This is a genomic window from Bradyrhizobium sp. CCGUVB4N (genome assembly GCF_024199945.1).
GTDB lineage: Bacteria > Pseudomonadota > Alphaproteobacteria > Rhizobiales > Xanthobacteraceae > Bradyrhizobium.
The window spans coordinates 169,634-184,392 of the sequence record NZ_JANADP010000001.1 but is presented as its reverse complement, the minus strand read 5'-3'; the positions used below and the strand labels follow the sequence as shown (position 1 = coordinate 184,392).

Annotated in this window: 15 protein-coding genes; 11 read left to right on the top strand and 4 right to left on the bottom strand. The window is 64.5% G+C overall.

Annotated features, from left to right (window positions below; translation table 11 throughout):
* Positions 1–255: 255 nt before the first annotated feature.
* The 8 genes from dnaJ to NLM31_RS00795 all read left to right on the top strand — a co-directional run bounded on the left by dnaJ (position 256) and on the right by NLM31_RS00795 (position 7,489).
* Positions 256–1,386, top strand: a complete 1,131-nt coding sequence (dnaJ, locus tag NLM31_RS00830) for a molecular chaperone DnaJ (RefSeq protein ID WP_254127345.1) — start codon at positions 256–258, stop codon at positions 1,384–1,386.
* A gap of 93 nt (positions 1,387–1,479) precedes the next feature.
* Positions 1,480–2,079 (top strand): class I SAM-dependent methyltransferase, encoded by a 600-nt coding sequence (locus tag NLM31_RS00825; protein ID WP_254191187.1) that lies wholly within the window; start codon positions 1,480–1,482, stop codon positions 2,077–2,079.
* Between the two features lie 57 nt (positions 2,080–2,136).
* Positions 2,137–2,715, top strand: coding sequence for an NADPH-dependent FMN reductase (locus NLM31_RS00820; protein ID WP_254127343.1), 579 nt, complete (start codon positions 2,137–2,139; stop codon positions 2,713–2,715).
* A gap of 6 nt (positions 2,716–2,721) precedes the next feature.
* Complete coding sequence (pyrF, locus tag NLM31_RS00815) at positions 2,722–3,432, top strand: orotidine-5'-phosphate decarboxylase (RefSeq protein WP_254127342.1); 711 nt, start codon at positions 2,722–2,724, stop codon at positions 3,430–3,432.
* Between the two features lie 22 nt (positions 3,433–3,454).
* The gene (locus tag NLM31_RS00810; RefSeq protein WP_212301930.1) at positions 3,455–3,766 is read left to right on the top strand and encodes a DUF1330 domain-containing protein; all 312 of its coding nucleotides are present in this window, start codon (positions 3,455–3,457) and stop codon (positions 3,764–3,766) included.
* 254 nt (positions 3,767–4,020) lie between these two features.
* Positions 4,021–4,839, top strand: a complete 819-nt coding sequence (gene dapB, locus NLM31_RS00805; RefSeq protein WP_254127341.1) for a 4-hydroxy-tetrahydrodipicolinate reductase — start codon at positions 4,021–4,023, stop codon at positions 4,837–4,839.
* Positions 4,840–4,864: 25 nt separating this feature from the next.
* Positions 4,865–5,488 carry a 2,3-bisphosphoglycerate-dependent phosphoglycerate mutase gene (locus NLM31_RS00800; protein ID WP_148777218.1) on the top strand — a complete coding sequence of 208 codons (624 nt, stop codon included), beginning with the start codon at positions 4,865–4,867 and terminating at the stop codon, positions 5,486–5,488.
* A 45-nt stretch (positions 5,489–5,533) separates the two neighbouring features.
* On the top strand, positions 5,534–7,489 hold the full coding sequence (locus NLM31_RS00795) for a CocE/NonD family hydrolase (protein WP_254191186.1): 1,956 nt from the start codon (positions 5,534–5,536) through the stop codon (positions 7,487–7,489).
* Between the two features lie 48 nt (positions 7,490–7,537).
* Here NLM31_RS00795 and NLM31_RS00790 read toward each other — a convergent pair whose 3' ends face one another.
* Both NLM31_RS00790 and NLM31_RS00785 read right to left on the bottom strand, forming a co-directional pair.
* Positions 7,538–8,434: a bifunctional helix-turn-helix domain-containing protein/methylated-DNA--[protein]-cysteine S-methyltransferase gene (locus NLM31_RS00790; protein WP_254127338.1), complete on the bottom strand. Its 897-nt coding sequence runs from the start codon at positions 8,432–8,434 to the stop codon at positions 7,538–7,540.
* Positions 8,435–8,489: 55 nt separating this feature from the next.
* Positions 8,490–9,023 carry a DUF2244 domain-containing protein gene (locus NLM31_RS00785; RefSeq protein WP_254191185.1) on the bottom strand — a complete coding sequence of 178 codons (534 nt, stop codon included), beginning with the start codon at positions 9,021–9,023 and terminating at the stop codon, positions 8,490–8,492.
* Between the two features lie 22 nt (positions 9,024–9,045).
* On the opposite strand from NLM31_RS00785, the gene nth reads away from it, so the two are divergent.
* The 3 genes from nth to NLM31_RS00770 are packed head-to-tail and all read left to right on the top strand — an operon-like array spanning position 9,046 to position 12,602.
* Positions 9,046–9,813, top strand: a complete 768-nt coding sequence (nth, locus tag NLM31_RS00780; protein ID WP_254127336.1) for an endonuclease III — start codon at positions 9,046–9,048, stop codon at positions 9,811–9,813.
* 37 nt (positions 9,814–9,850) lie between these two features.
* The gene (locus tag NLM31_RS00775; RefSeq protein ID WP_254191184.1) at positions 9,851–10,987 is read left to right on the top strand and encodes an HlyD family secretion protein; all 1,137 of its coding nucleotides are present in this window, start codon (positions 9,851–9,853) and stop codon (positions 10,985–10,987) included.
* A complete protein-coding gene (locus tag NLM31_RS00770) occupies positions 10,974–12,602 on the top strand; it encodes an MFS transporter (protein ID WP_254191183.1) in 1,629 nt (542 codons plus the stop codon). The genes NLM31_RS00775 and NLM31_RS00770 overlap by 14 nt, the downstream gene beginning before the upstream one ends.
* A 6-nt stretch (positions 12,603–12,608) precedes the next feature.
* On the opposite strand, the gene NLM31_RS00765 is transcribed toward NLM31_RS00770, so the two are convergent.
* Together NLM31_RS00765 and NLM31_RS00760 are read right to left on the bottom strand one after the other, a co-directional pair.
* Positions 12,609–13,349, bottom strand: a complete 741-nt coding sequence (locus NLM31_RS00765) for a sulfate transporter family protein (protein WP_254191182.1) — start codon at positions 13,347–13,349, stop codon at positions 12,609–12,611.
* An 84-nt stretch (positions 13,350–13,433) separates the two neighbouring features.
* Complete coding sequence (locus NLM31_RS00760; protein WP_254191181.1) at positions 13,434–14,603, bottom strand: hypothetical protein; 1,170 nt, start codon at positions 14,601–14,603, stop codon at positions 13,434–13,436.
* Positions 14,604–14,759 lie beyond the last annotated feature (156 nt).

The following is a 14,759-nucleotide window of genomic DNA, read 5'->3' as shown; positions in this document are numbered from 1 at the left end:
CGAGAGGGTATGATGCGGACGGCTTGGACCCCACACACTGCAATGGCCTCCCCCCTCAGGGGGGAGGCTTTCGTGTCGGGTGCGACGGGCGGCGGATCTGTTTCGATCGGTCCCGTTACGATCAATCAATTCCCAGCCACTAAGCTCAACGCTGCCATGCAGCCCTCTGCCATCGCGCGGAAGGCTGCCTATATGGTCGCGTGGCGACGTTGCTTCGCGCCGACTTGAACCGCGATTGGATAGGCCGAGTCAGAAATGTCCACCAAGCGCTGCTATTACGAAACCCTCGAAGTCGAACGCTCTGCCGACGATTCGGTCCTGAAATCGTCCTTCCGCAAGCTTGCGATGAAGTTTCACCCCGACCGCAATCCCGGGGACGACAGCAGCGAGGTCAAGTTCAAGGAAATCAACGAGGCCTACGAGGTCCTGAAGGACAAGGACAAGCGCGCGGCCTATGACCGCTTCGGCCACGCCGCTTTCGAGCAGGGCGGTCCCGGTGGCGGCGGTGCTGGTTTCGGCGCGGGCTTCGCCTCTTCCTTCTCCGACATCTTCGAAGATCTGTTCGGCATGGCCGGGCAGCGCGGCCGCGGCGGCCGTGAGCGTGGCGCAGACCTGCGCTACAACATGGAAATCACCCTCGAGGAAGCCTTTGGCGGCAAGACGGCGCAGATCGAGATCCCGGTCTCCGTCACCTGCGAGGCCTGCTCGGGCATCGGCGCCAAGGCCGGCACCAAGCCGAAGACCTGCTCGACCTGCGGCGGCGCCGGCCGCGTGCGGCAGTCGCAGGGCTTCTTCACCCTCGAGCGCACCTGCCCCGGCTGCCAGGGCCGCGGCCAGATGATCGAGGACGCCTGCCCGTCCTGTTCGGGCCAGGGTCGCGTCACCCGCGAGCGGACGCTGTCGGTCAACATTCCGCAAGGCGTCGAGGACGGCACCAGGATCAGGCTCGCCGGCGAAGGCGAAGCCGGCGTCCGTGGCGGCCCGCCCGGCGACCTCTACATCTTCCTGTCGCTGGCCCAGCACCAGTTCTTCCAGCGCGACGGCGCCGATCTGCATTGCCGCGTGCCGATCTCGATGGTCACGGCCGCGCTCGGCGGTGAATTCGAGGTGCCGACCATCGACAAGGGCAAGGCCAAGGTGAAGGTGCCGGCCGGAACCCAGTCCGCCCGCCGATTCCGCATTGCATCAAAGGGCATGCCGGTGCTGCGCTCGCGCCAGATGGGCGACATGTACGTCCAGGTCGTGGTCGAGACCCCCCAGAACCTCACCAAGAAGCAGCAGGAATTGCTGGCCGAGTTCGAAAAGCTCTCCTCCGGCAACACCCAGCCGGAATCCGAGGGTTTCTTCACCAAGGTCAAGGATTTCTTCGGTAATCGGGCGAGTTGAGCCGTCTTGACCGTACCGCCTTCGGCCTATACGTGTTTATGACCATTTTCTGACACGCCGCGATCATGCGGTCTCGTCCCGTCCGGTCCAGACATGCCATTGCCGTCGTCCGCGCGTGCGTTGAAGAAGCCTCGTCTTGATGACGAGGTGCGCTTTCTCAGATCGTGGATCGAAAAGCCCCTCCACATGGGCGCGGTGATGCCGTCGGGCAAGCTGCTTGCCCGGACCATGGCTCACTACGTCGATGTCGATTCGGATGCTCCGGTGGTCGAGCTCGGGCCCGGCACCGGCGCCATCACCTCGGCGCTGGTCGAGCGCGGCGTTGATCAGAAGCGCCTCGTCCTGGTCGAATACAATCCCGGCTTCTGCGCGCTTTTGCGCGACCGCTATCCGCAGGCCAAGGTGGTGCAGGGCGACGCCTACCGCCTGCGCGACACGCTCTGGAACGTGCTGAGCGCGCCCGCCTCCGCCGTCGTGTCCGGCCTGCCGCTGGTCACCAAGCCGATGCTGACGCGGCTGCGGCTGATCCGCGATGCCTTTACGGCGCTCTCGCCCGGCGCGCCCTTCGTCCAATTCACCTATGCGGTGGTGCCGCCGATCCCGAAATCGCTGCCCGGCGTGTCCACAGAGGCCTCGGAACGGATCTGGATGAACCTTCCGCCGGCCCGCGTCTGGGTGTATCGCAAGGACTAATTCCGCCGGCTTCCTTTCATGCGCGGCGGGCTCGTTTCGCCGAACGTATGGAAGAGGATGTCAGCCCCGAAAATCCTGGTCATTCCCGGCTCGCTGCGCACCGGCTCGCACAACGCGAAGCTGGCCGCGGTCGCCGCCTATGAATTCGCCCAGGCCGGCGTCGACGTCACCCGCATCTCGCTCGCCGATTTTCCGCTGCCGATCTACGACGGCGATCTCCAGGCCAAGTCGGGCATCCCGAAGCACGCCATCAATCTCAAGCGCATGATCGGCACGCATCATGGCGTGCTGATCGTCTCGCCCGAGTACAACGCCTCGGTGCCGCCGCTGCTCAAGAATGCGATCGATTGGGTCAGTCGCGTGCAGGATCTGCACGAGGCGCGTGGCGACGTCTTCCGCAACCGCGCCTTCGCGCTTGCCGGTGCCTCCCAGAGCCGGCTTGGTGCGGCCCGCGCGCTGCAGGCGTTGCGGCTGATCCTGACATCCTGCCACGCCAATGTGATTGCCAGCCAGCTCACGCTCGCCTTTGCCGACCAGGCCTATGACGATATGGACAGGCTCAAGAACCAGGGCGATATCGACGCCATGAAAGAGATGGTGCGGCAGTTGATCGACATTTCCCAACGCATGATGTGAGGTGACATGACGCAAGCCGAAATCGCCCCGAAAGACCGCCTGATCGTTGCGCTCGATTTACCCAGCGTCGATGCCGCGGAGGCGATGATCGCAAGGCTCGGCGACAGCGTCACCTTCTACAAGATCGGTTATCGCCTCGCCTATGCCGGCGGGTTGCCGCTGGTCGCCAAGCTTGCCGACAAGGGCAAGAAGGTCTTTCTCGATCTCAAACTGCACGACATCGGCAACACCGTGACGCAAGGCGTCGAGAGCATCACCAAGTTGGGTGCGACCTTCCTCACCGTGCATGCCTATCCGCAGACCATGAAGGGCGCCGTCGAAGGCCGCGGCTCTTCGCAGCTGAAGATCCTCGCCGTCACGGTGCTGACCTCCTACAACGAGGACGATCTGCACGCGGCCGGCTACCGGCTCGGCGTCTCAGAGCTGGTCGAAGCGCGCGCGCAGCAGGCGCAGGTGCTTGGCGTCGACGGGCTCGTGTCCTCGCCCGAGGAAGTCGGAGCCTTGCGCAAGATCGTCGGCCACCAGATGCATCTCGTCACGCCCGGCATTCGCCCGGCGGGTTCGGCAACCGGCGATCAGAAGCGCATCATGACGCCCGGTCGTGCGATTGTCGCGGGCGCGGATTATCTCGTCGTCGGGCGGCCGGTGGTGGAAGCCTCCGACCCCAAGGCGATCGCAGAGGCCATCCAGGTCGAGATTGCACAGGCTCTTGCCTAACCAACAACCAGGGAGAAGAACAATGGCAAAAGGCTACTGGATCGGACGCGTCGACGTGAGCAGTGACGAGGGCTACAAGCCCTACGCCGTCGCCAATGGTCCGATCTTCAAGAAATGGGGTGGCCGCTTCGTCGTCCGCGCCGGCAAGTTCACCACCGTCGAAGGTGCAAGCCGCACCCGCAACGTCGTGATCGAATTCCCGGACTACCAGACTGCGATCGCCTGCTACAATTCCCCGGAATACCAGGCCAACATCAAGGTGCGCCAGCCGCACTCGATCGCCGACCTCATCATCATCGAGGGCTATGACGGCCCGCAGCCGTCGGACGGCTGAGGCGCGGTCTTCTTTACCCTCCCCTGGAGGGGGAGGGTCGATCGCGCGAAGCGCGGGCGGGGTGGGGTGATCTCTCCACACGGGGACTGTGCGTCGCGGAGAGACTGTCACCCCACCCCGTCTCACATTTCGCTTCGCTCCATGTGAGCCGACCCTCCCCCTCCAGGGGAGGGTGGGAGCGCGCCGTGCGCCCATGGCCTCTCGGTTGCCGGAACTGCATCCCGCCGCTACAACGGCGCTGAGAGGATCAAACCATGTCAGATATGCGCCTGATTGTTGCTGGAGCCGGTGGCCGGATGGGCCGCGCCCTGACGCGGGCGATTGCCGACAGCAAAGGCGCGGTGCTCGCAGGCGCCCTGGAGGCGCCGGGCTCGGAGTTGCTCGGCAAGGATGCCGGCGTGCTCGCGGGCCTGCCCGAAAACGGCATCAAGCTGTCCGCCGATCTCTGGGCGATGTCCAAGGACGCCGACGGCATTCTGGATTTCACCGTGCCGGCCGCGACCATCGCCAATGTCGCGATCGCCGCCGAGCGCGGGCTCGTCCATGTCATCGGCACCACCGGGCTGTCGGCTTCCGACAACGCCGTGATCAAGAGCGTCACCAACCGCGCGGTCGTGGTTCAGTCGGGCAATATGAGCCTGGGCGTCAATCTGCTCGCCGCCGTGGTCAAGCGCGTCGCCAAGGCGCTCGACGAGAATTTCGACATCGAGATCGTCGAGTCCCATCACCGCATGAAGGTTGATGCGCCCTCGGGGACTGCGCTGATGCTGGGCCAGGCGGCGGCTGCCGGTCGCGGCATCCCGCTCGACGATGAGCATTCGGAACGCGGTCGCGACGGCATCACCGGCGCGCGCAAGCCCGGCGCGATCGGCTTTGCCTCGTTGCGCGGCGGCACCGTCGCCGGCGAGCACAGCGTGACCTTCCTCGGCCAGTTCGAGCGCCTGACGCTGTCGCATCTCGCCGAGGACCGCATGCTGTTCGCGCACGGCGCGCTGAAAGCGGCGTTGTGGGCGCACGGCAAGAAGCCGGGACACTACTCCATGGCCGATGTGCTCGGCCTCGCTGACATCTGAACCAAGCAAGCAACGGAAACTGTCAATGAGCGAACGTCTTCTCGTGCTGGTGCGGCACGGCCAGAGCGAATGGAATCTGAAGAACCTGTTCACCGGCTGGAAGGACCCTGATCTCACCGAGCTCGGCGTGAAGGAAGCCTCCGAGGCGGGCCGCAAGCTGAAGGCACAGGGCCTCGTGTTCGACGTCGCCTACACCTCGGTGCTCACGCGCGCGCAGCACACGCTCGATCTCATTCTCGGCGAGCTCGGCCAGAAGGGCCTGCCGACCTCGAAAGACCTCGCGCTGAACGAGCGCGACTACGGCGATCTCTCCGGCCTCAACAAGGACGACGCGCGCAAGAAGTGGGGCGAGGACCAGGTGCTGATCTGGCGCCGCTCCTACGACGTGCCGCCGCCCGGTGGCGAAAGCCTGAAGGACACGTTGGCGCGCGCGCTGCCCTATTACGTGCAGGAAATCCTGCCCGGCGTGCTCAACGGCAAGCGTACGCTGGTCGCCGCCCACGGCAACTCGCTGCGCGCGCTGATCATGGTGCTGGAGAAGCTGTCGCCCGAAGGCATTTTGAAGCGCGAGCTCGCGACCGGCGTGCCGATTATCTATCGGCTCAATGCGGATTCGACGGTGGCGTCGAAGCTGGATCTGGCGTCGTAATCGTTCGGGAGCTGGTGCGGAGCGGCGCAGAAAGGGCGGGCCTCCATGGACGGTTCGGCACGGAGCGGAATCTCCCGACGTGAAGCGGCCAAGCTCGGCATTGGCCTTGGTTTGATGTCGGTCGCCGGCGCCGGAAAGGCGGCCCAGTCCTACGAGGTGATCCTCGAAGCCAAAATCATGGTGCCGATGCGCGACGGCATCAGGCTTGCCACCGATGTCTACCGCCCCGCGCTGAACGGGAAGGCACTGCCCGGCCCGTTTCCTGTCATTCTCGAGCGGACCCCCTACGGCCGCAATATCGTCAGTCGATCCGAAATATCCGTCGCGGAGCCGAAGCCGAAATCGCGTGCCGAGGTTGCGGCGTTCTTTGCAAGGACCGGCTATGTCGTGATCTATCAGGACTGCCGCGGGCGCTATGATTCCGAGGGCGAGTTCGTCAAATATCTGAGCGACGGAAACGATGGCTACGATTGCTGCAAATGGATCGTGGCTCAGCCGTGGTGCAACGGCAAGATCGGCACCATGGGGCTATCCTACGCGGCTCATACCCAGGGCGCGCTCGGCTGCACCAACCCGCCAGGCATTGCCGCGATGTTTCTCGACAGCGGCGGCTTCTCCAATTCCTACCAGGGCGGGATTCGCCAGGGCGGAGCCTTCGAGCTGAAGCAGGTGACCTGGGGCTTCAACAACGGACTGGTCAGCCCGGCGGTTCAGAACGATCCAGTCCGACTCGCCGAAATGAAGGCGATCGACCTGAAGGCCTGGTTTGCGCGCATGCCCTGGAAGCGCGGCCATTCTCCGCTGACGCCCGCTCCTGAATACGAAAACTACGTCTACGACCAGTGGGAACACGGCAATTTCGACGATTACTGGAAGCAGATCGGCATTCACGCGGCTGGCTATTACGACCAGTTCAGTGACGCGCCGATGGTGCACATGTCGGCCTGGTATGATCCCTATCCGCGCACGGCGTCCGAAAATTACATAGGTCTCAAGGCCCGCAAGAAAGGCCCGGTCAGGCTGATCCTTGGCCCCTGGACACACGGCGACCGCTCGCTGACCTATGCAGGCGACGTCGATTTCGGGCCGGCCGCCACACTCGACCGCAATCTGGCGCAGGATTATCTGAGCCTGAGATTACGCTGGTTCGACGCCTGGCTGAAAGGCGAGCCCAACGGTGTGGCCGAAGAGCCGGCGGTACGGATTTTCGTCATGGGAGGCGGCTCCGGCCGCCGCAATGCTGCAGGCCGGCTCGACCACGGCGGAAGCTGGCGCGCCGAAAAGGACTGGCCTATCCCGGACGCGCGCAATACGCCGTACCATCTGCATGAGAACGGCCGTCTGGCGCCGGAACCGCCTGCGGCAGCAGTCGAGCCGCTGACCTTCGATTTCGATCCGGCGCATCCGGTGCCGACGATCGGTGGTACGGTGACTTCGGGCGCTCCCGTGATGGTTGGCGGGGCGTTTGACCAGACCGAGGGACCGCGCTTCTTCGGCTCGCGCGAGCCCTATCTTCCGCTTGCCGCACGCCCCGACGTGCTGGTCTTCGAGACGCCGGTGCTCGATCGCGACATCGAAATCACCGGGCCGATCGTGGCTCATCTCTGGGTTTCGTCCGACCAGCTCGATACCGACATCACGATCAAGCTGATCGACGTCTATCCGTCGTCTGATGATTATCCGCAGGGCTTCGCCATGAACCTGACTGACGGCATCCTGCGGCTGCGCTATCGCAATTCCTGGGAGAAGCCCGAGCTGCTGCACCCGGGCGAACCCGTTGCAGTGACGGTCGAGGCTTTCCCCACTGCCAATCTCTTCAAGCGCGGGCACCGTATCCGGCTCGATGTCTCGTCGAGCAATTTTCCTCACTTCGACGTCAACCCGAACACCGGCGCATCCGAGGGCAAGGGCCTCTCGCGCCGGGTGGCTCGCAACAGCATCTATCTGGACCGCGATCGCCCGTCGCACGTGGTCTTGCCGGTCATCCCCGAACGATCGTGACCGGTCGATGCCGCAAGCGGGAGGCATCGCGCGTCGCGTGCGCGACGATCACTGCATCCCCAGCTGCCCGGCCTCCCAGCCCAGCATCGCCTGCTTGCGGGTGATGCCCCAGTGATAGCCGGTGAGTGTGCCGCTCTTGCCGAGGGCGCGGTGACACGGCACGACGAAGGAGACGGGGTTTTTTCCGACCGCTGCACCGACGGCGCGCGAGGCCTTCGGATTGTCGATGTTGCAGGCGATGTCGGAATACGACACCGCGCGTCCCATCGGGATCTTCAACAGCGTTTCCCACACTCGCACCTCGAAATCGGTGCCGATCATCACCACCCGCAACGGCTGGTCCGGCCGCCACAGTTTCGTGTCGAAGATGCGTTGCGCCAGCGGCGCGGTGCCTTCGTGATCCTCGATGTAAGTTGCGTTCGGCCAGCGCCGCGTCATGTCGGCCAGCGACGCCTTCTCCTCGCCGGGGTCGGCGAAGGCGAGACCCGAGAGGCCGCGATCGGTCGCGATCACGATCGCAGTGCCGAATGGCGAGGGATGGAAGCCGTAGCGCAAGGTCAAGCCGGCGCCGCCGTTCTTCCATTCGCCCGGCGACATCGCCTCGTGCGTGACGAAGAGGTCGTGCAGCCGGCCCGGACCCGAGAGCCCGGAGTCGAGCGCCGCATCGAGAATGCTGGCGGAGTCCCGCAACAGTCCCTTGGCATGGTCGAGGGTGAGCGCCTGCATGAAGGCCTTCGGCGTGATCGAGGCCCAGCGGCGGAACAGATGGTGCAGCTCATCCGGCGTGACGCCAGCCGCATCGGCCATCGCCTCGATGGTCGGCTGCGCGCGCCAGTTCTCCGAGATGAACGCGATGGCCCGGCGCACGGAATCGTAATCGCGCAGCGCGGCGTTCTGGGGGCCCGGCTTGGCCAGGCGCTGGTCATGTATGGCGAGTGTCATCATGGTCGGAAATGTAGGCGCGGCGGGGGTGCGAAACCACCCGATTTCCGACTGCGCGCTAGCTCACCGGGTTGTAGGTCGGGCCACGCTTGGCGGCGTTCAGGGCCTCGATCAAGCCTTTGTAAAAACTCGCTTTTTCATCGGGCCCTAAAAAACGTGCGATCTGGATCTGGTGGCCGCGCGAGATCAGGTAGAGATGCTCGATGCCAAAATCCTCGTCGACCTCCATGTCGAGGCGGACCCAGAGCGGATTGAAGATGAATTCGGCCACCTGGCCGTGGTGGCTGACGCGGCGCACGCGCAATTCAGAGGTCGTGACCGTGATCTCCTCGCGCGCCCGCCCGGTGCGGAAATTGACCTTGAAGGCCCACCAGACCACGAGCACGTCGAGGCCGAAAAAGCCGAGCACCGGCCAGGCGCCCTTCATCAGGAAGACTATTCCGGTGACGAAGCTGACGACGCTCAGGAACAGCATCACGGCGAGGAAACCGGTGCGGTTCAGCGAGCGGTGCGGCGTCAGCAGCGCGGAGAAGATCTGCTGTTCGCGCGGATCTTCAGAAGGCTTGCGCTCAATTTCGTTGCCTGTGCTCATCGTCCCTCAGTATATCCCGATCATGGCGAAAATCACCCGCAAGCCGGCCTCGCGCAAAGCGGCGGTGCCGAAGAAAAAGGCAAAGGCAGCCACGGCCAAACCAAAGGCGCCTGCGAAGAAATCCCTCAAGGGCATCAAACCCAATTCTATTAAACCTTGGACGCCGGCGGAAGTTCGCGAAGTCTTCAGCCGTTTCCAACAGGCCAATCCCGAGCCGAGGGGTGAGCTCGAGCACGTCAATCCGTTCACGCTGCTGGTTGCCGTGGTGTTGTCGGCACAGGCGACCGATGCCGGCGTCAACAAGGCCACACGCGCCTTGTTCGAGATCGCGGACACGCCGCAGAAGATGCTCGACCTCGGCGAAGAACGCCTGCGCGAATACATCAAGACCATCGGCCTCTACCGTACCAAGGCCAAGAACGTGATCGCGCTGTCAGCCAAGGTGCTCAGCGATTTCGGCGGCGAGGTGCCGCGCACACGGGCCGAGATCGAGTCGCTGCCGGGCGCGGGACGCAAGACTGCCAACGTCGTGCTCAACATGGCCTTCGGCGAGCACACCATGGCGGTCGACACGCACGTCTTCCGCGTCGGCAATCGCACCGGGCTTGCACCCGGCAAGACGCCGCTGGAAGTCGAGCTTGGTCTCGAAAAGGTGATCCCGGCCGAGTTCATGCTGCATGCCCATCATTGGCTGATCCTGCACGGCCGCTATACTTGCCTCGCGCGCAAGCCGCGCTGCGAGGTTTGCCTGATCAACGATCTCTGCCGGTGGCCGGAGAAGACGGTGTGAACATGGCGTTCGGGCCAAGTGGTTTTGGGGGCAGTCGTTGAGTCAGCAGGAACAAGTTTCGTCACCGCCGCCCGCAGCCACGCCGGCGCCGCCGCCGAAGCCGACGCAGCGGCCGGCGTCCTCGCTCTGGAGCCGGCTCGCGATCCCGATGTTTGCCGTGATCGTCGCGCTCGCCTTCGTCGCACTGGCGACATTGCGCTTCGACGAATGGGTCGGCAATGCCGTGGTTCAGACCACCAATGATGCCTATGTGCGCGCCGACCTGACCCGGCTCTCGAGCCGGGTCTCCGGCGAAGTGCTGACCGTCGCAGTGGACGACTTCCAGCGCGTCAAGGCCGGCGACCTCCTGATCCAGATCGATCCCGCCGATTACGAGGCCCAGGTCGCGCAGTCCGAGGCCGCGGTGGCCGCCGCGCAAGCCGTGCTCGACAATCTGGCCAACCAGATCGAGCTGCAATACGCGACCATTGCGCAGGCCGAGGCCGCGCGATTGTCGGCGGAAGCGCTGGAGGTCGAGGCCAAGCAGGAGCAGGAGCGCCAGCAATCGCTGACGCAGACCGAAGCCGGCACGCGGCAGCGGCTCGAGCAGGCGGTTGCGGGCCTGGCCAAGGCGCAAGCCGATGTGCGCGCCAGCCGCGCCGTGATCGCGGCCCAGCAGCATCAGCTCGAGGTCCTGCAAGGCACCAAGAAGCAGCGCGCCGCCGATCTCGATGCCACCAAGGCGACGCTGGCGAGCGCGAAGCTCAAGCTCGGCTACACCAAGATCACGGCGCCGTTCGACGGTGTCGTCGGCGAGCGCCAGGTGCAGCCGGGCGATTACGTCAATATCGGCACCAACCTGATCAACGTCGTGCCGCTGCCGAAGGTCTATGTGATCGCCAACTACAAGGAGACCCAGCTCACGCATGTCGCGCCGGGTCAGCCGGTCGAGATCACCGTCGACAGCTTTTCGCGCGAGAAGCTGCGCGGCAAGGTCGAGCGTATTGCGCCCGCGACCGGCGCGCAGGTCGCGCTGCTGCCGCCCGACAATGCGACCGGCAATTTCACCAAGGTCGTGCAGCGTATTCCCGTCCGCATTCAGTTCGACGACAACCAGCCTTTGCTGGCGCGGCTCGTGCCGGGCATGTCTGTTGTCACCAGCATCGACACGAAGGGCGCGGATGGCGGAAAATGACGACGCCCGTCGCGGACCGGTCTCGCGCGGCGGCATCGCGCCTCAGCCGCTGTTTGCCGTGGCGGCCGTGCTGCTCGGCTCGTTCCTCACCAATGTCGACAGCCGCCTGACCACAATCGGCTTGCCGGATCTGCGCGGTGCGTTCTCGCTTTCATTCGACGAGGGTGCGTGGCTCTCCACCGCCGGCATCGGATCGCAGATCCTGATCGCGCCCGCAGTGCCGTGGCTTGCGACCGCGTTCGGCCTGCGCCGCGTGCTCGGCATCCCGAGCTTGATCTATGCCGTGATCTCGCTGATCGTCCCCCTCGTTCACGATTATCCGACGCTGATCGCGCTCAGCGTCGTGCATGGCCTCCTGCTCGGCACCTTCGTGCCGGCGACGCTGATGATCATATTCCGGAATTTGCCGATGCGCTGGTGGCTGCCGGCGATCTCGCTCTACTCGATCCGCGTCGGCTTTGCCTTCGACACGTCGAGTTCGCTGGTCGGCTTCTATGTCGATCATCTCGGCTGGCAATGGGTGTACTGGCAGAGCGTGGTGATCGCGCCCCTGATGGGCCTGATGGTTTATCTCGGCACGCCGAGCGAGCCTGTGAACCGCGCGTTGCTGCGCGAAGCCGATTGGGGCGGCATGCTGCTGCTCGGTGTCGCGGTCTCGATGATTTATGCCGGCCTCGACCAGGGCAATCGGCTCGACTGGTTGGGCTCCGGGACGGTGATGGCGCTGCTCGTCGGCGGCGCGGTGCTGTTCGCGGGTTTCATCGTCAATGAATCGCTGGTGCGCCAGCCCTGGGCCCATGTCGATGTGCTGTTCTCGCGCAACATCGGATTGGGCCTGGTCCTGATCCTGCTCTACACGCTGACCAGCCTCTCCAACTCGTCGCTGGTGCCGAATTTCCTCGGCAACGTCGGTCTGCTCAGGCCGGAGCAGAGCGGCCTCTTGTTGCTGACCTATGGCGCGTTGCCGATGTTCGTGCTGGTGCCGATCTCGATCTGGCTGCTGCGGCATTTCGATACGCGCACCGTGGCGGTCGTCGGATTTGCCTGCTTCGCGGCTGCCAATCTCTGGGGGACTCAACTGACCCATGAGTGGGCGCGCGAGGATTTCATCGGCATCGTGCTGCTCCAGGCGATCGGGCAGTCGCTGACCTTGCTGCCATTGATCATCACGCTGCTGTCCAACTCCGATCCGAGCCGCGCCACTGCCTTTGCCGCCTACATCCAGGTCATGCGGCTCGGCGGCGCCGAGATCGGCGTGGCGTTGATGGGAACCTGGTTGCGCGTCCGCGAGCAGGTCCATTCCTTCTATATCGGCCAGAACCTCGAAGTCGGCGACGTCAATGTGGTGCGCGCGCTGAAGCAGCTTGCCGATCTCTTCGCCGCCCACGGCGCCGGTTCGGCGCCGGCGCGCGCGGTCGGCACGCTCGCAAGCTTCGTTGCGCGCGAGGCCAATGTGCTGGCCTATATCGACGGCTTCTGGCTCTGCTTCTGGCTGGCGATATCAGCGCTCGGCTTCATCGCCCTGATCACCCGCGCGCCGCCGGGCCCGTTCACGCCCGCGCCATTCGGCTTCGCCAAGATGCTGCTGCGAAAGTGCGGGGTGGCGGTGACGTAGTCGACGTCACCGCATCTGTCGCGCCGGCTCGATCAGCTCGGGCCGCGGTCCCGATAGCCGCTTGTGCATGTGGACCATGAAGGCCATGCCGAAGATCGGCGTCGCCAGGTTGACGATCGGGATCGAGACGAAGGCTGCGATGAAAAGGCCCGCGGTGAAGATGGTCGCGGCATTGTCGCGCCGCATCGCCTTGGCATCTTCCGGCGAACGGAAGCGCATCGCGGCGAGCTCGAAATATTCACGGCCCAACAGCCAGGCGGCGGCGAGGAAGAAAATCAGGAAACCGGCGCCGGCAAACAACACCAGCGGCAGTGCGATCAGATAGACCAGCAGGGTCAGCAGCGCCGTCTTGATGCCCTCGAGCATGGCCTGGTTGAACGGCAGCGCCGTGCCCGGCCGCTCGGCCGGATAATATTCGCGCTCGACGACGTCGGCGACGTCGTCGACGAAGAAGCTCGCGATCAGCGAGGTGATCGCCGGCATCAGGAATACGCTGCCGAACACGACGCCGAGGCCGGCCGCAATCGAGATGATCCAGGCGAGGACTTCGAGGGACGAGTGCCAGCTCGGCCCGAGCAGGCCCTCGAGCCAGACCTCGCCATAGGTTGCGAACCAGCTCAGCAGCCGCTGCAACCCGATCGCCAGCACGACGATCAGCACCAGTGCAAGTCCGATCGATCGCCACAGGATCGTGCGCATCGGCGGCGACATCATTTGCGACAGCGCCTTCACGGCGGCATCCAGCATGGGAACCTCTCACCAAACCACCCGCGAGAGGTAGACACCCCGGGCCGCTTCGGCAAGGGAGGCTGACCCTTGGACCGCCGCGGCCTATGGCTCCGCCACGATGCTGGCCCAGCACGCGATGGCGCTGCAGACCGTGCTCCAGCGGCCAAATCCCTTGTAGATCTGGGCGGCGACCTGCTCCTGCTGCTTCAGGGTGCCCTCGGCCTTGATCTGCGGGTCGGAGACGTTGCGGATCGCGAGCCAGCGCGGCGCCTTGGCGCCCATCTCCTGGGCGACGAGACCGAGGATGGCGTCGCCCATCTCGGAGACGTCGCCAAGCCCCTGGAGCTTGAAGTGATTGTCCGAGGTGTCGAAGCCGAAGAAGTCTGTGGTCACCACGGAGGATGACAGGCCGTTCGGTGCGACGACGAAGATTTTCGGCGGTCTTGTATTGGTCTTCGGCAGTTGCCCGGCATTGGCCTTGAACAGTGTCTTGGCCGTCGCGAATTTCGTCGTTTTGGCCGGCTTGCTGGAGAAATGCTCCTGCGCAAACGGTTGCTTCTTGAACTTCGAGAGGCAGTCGAAGCGCACGATCGGGCTGACGACGACGTCGCCGACCTCGACCTCTTTGCCGATGCCGCCGGCCGTGCCCGTGGTGATCACGAGCGTGGGCTGCACCTCGGTGATGATCTGGCGCCAGACGTCGATGTTCGGCAGTTGCGGGCCGTCCTGCGACATGTGCGAATCTGACTTGAAGACGACGACCTTCTTCTTGTTGATCGTCGTGGTCCAGAAGGCGCCGAGCCGTTTCAGCTCCTTGGCCGGGCAGCCGTTGCGCATCTTCTTCGAGATGGTCGCGTAATTGTGCGTGTAGGGGACGTAGTCGTTGTGCGAGTCCTTGCCCGGCGTCAGCACGCGGCTGGTTGCGTGCCCTTCGTCGACTGTCCAGGTCACGACCAGCACGTCGGCGCGCGGCAGCGGGCCCTTGCCATTGCCCGGCTTCGGCCCGGTCTGCGGCGCGAGCCCCTTGGGCCAGGGAATATCGGTGAAGCGCGACAGCCCGGTCGCGGTCGAGAAGGCCATGAACTCGCGGCCTTCGGTCGATTCGGAATCGAAATCGATGATCTCGCGCTGAAAGTCCTCGGGCGCGACCTTCGCGGTCTTCTTCACGGCGGCATCCGCGATGCGCTTGACCACGAAGGTCCCGCGCGGTGGCGGTGTGGTGATCGGATCGAAGCCGAGGTTCTTCTCAACCCATTTGCGGTCAGCAGGCATTGCGCGGTCTCCGCCAATTGTTTTTGACAAGCATCTGTTGTCGACAAGCGTCTTTCATTGGTCGGCCAGGCCAGCCAATGGTTGCAATCTGAGGTCGAAAAAGCAGGCGCCGAATGGTCCGCACTATTGACCGATTCCGTGCCGATTTGAGGCAGT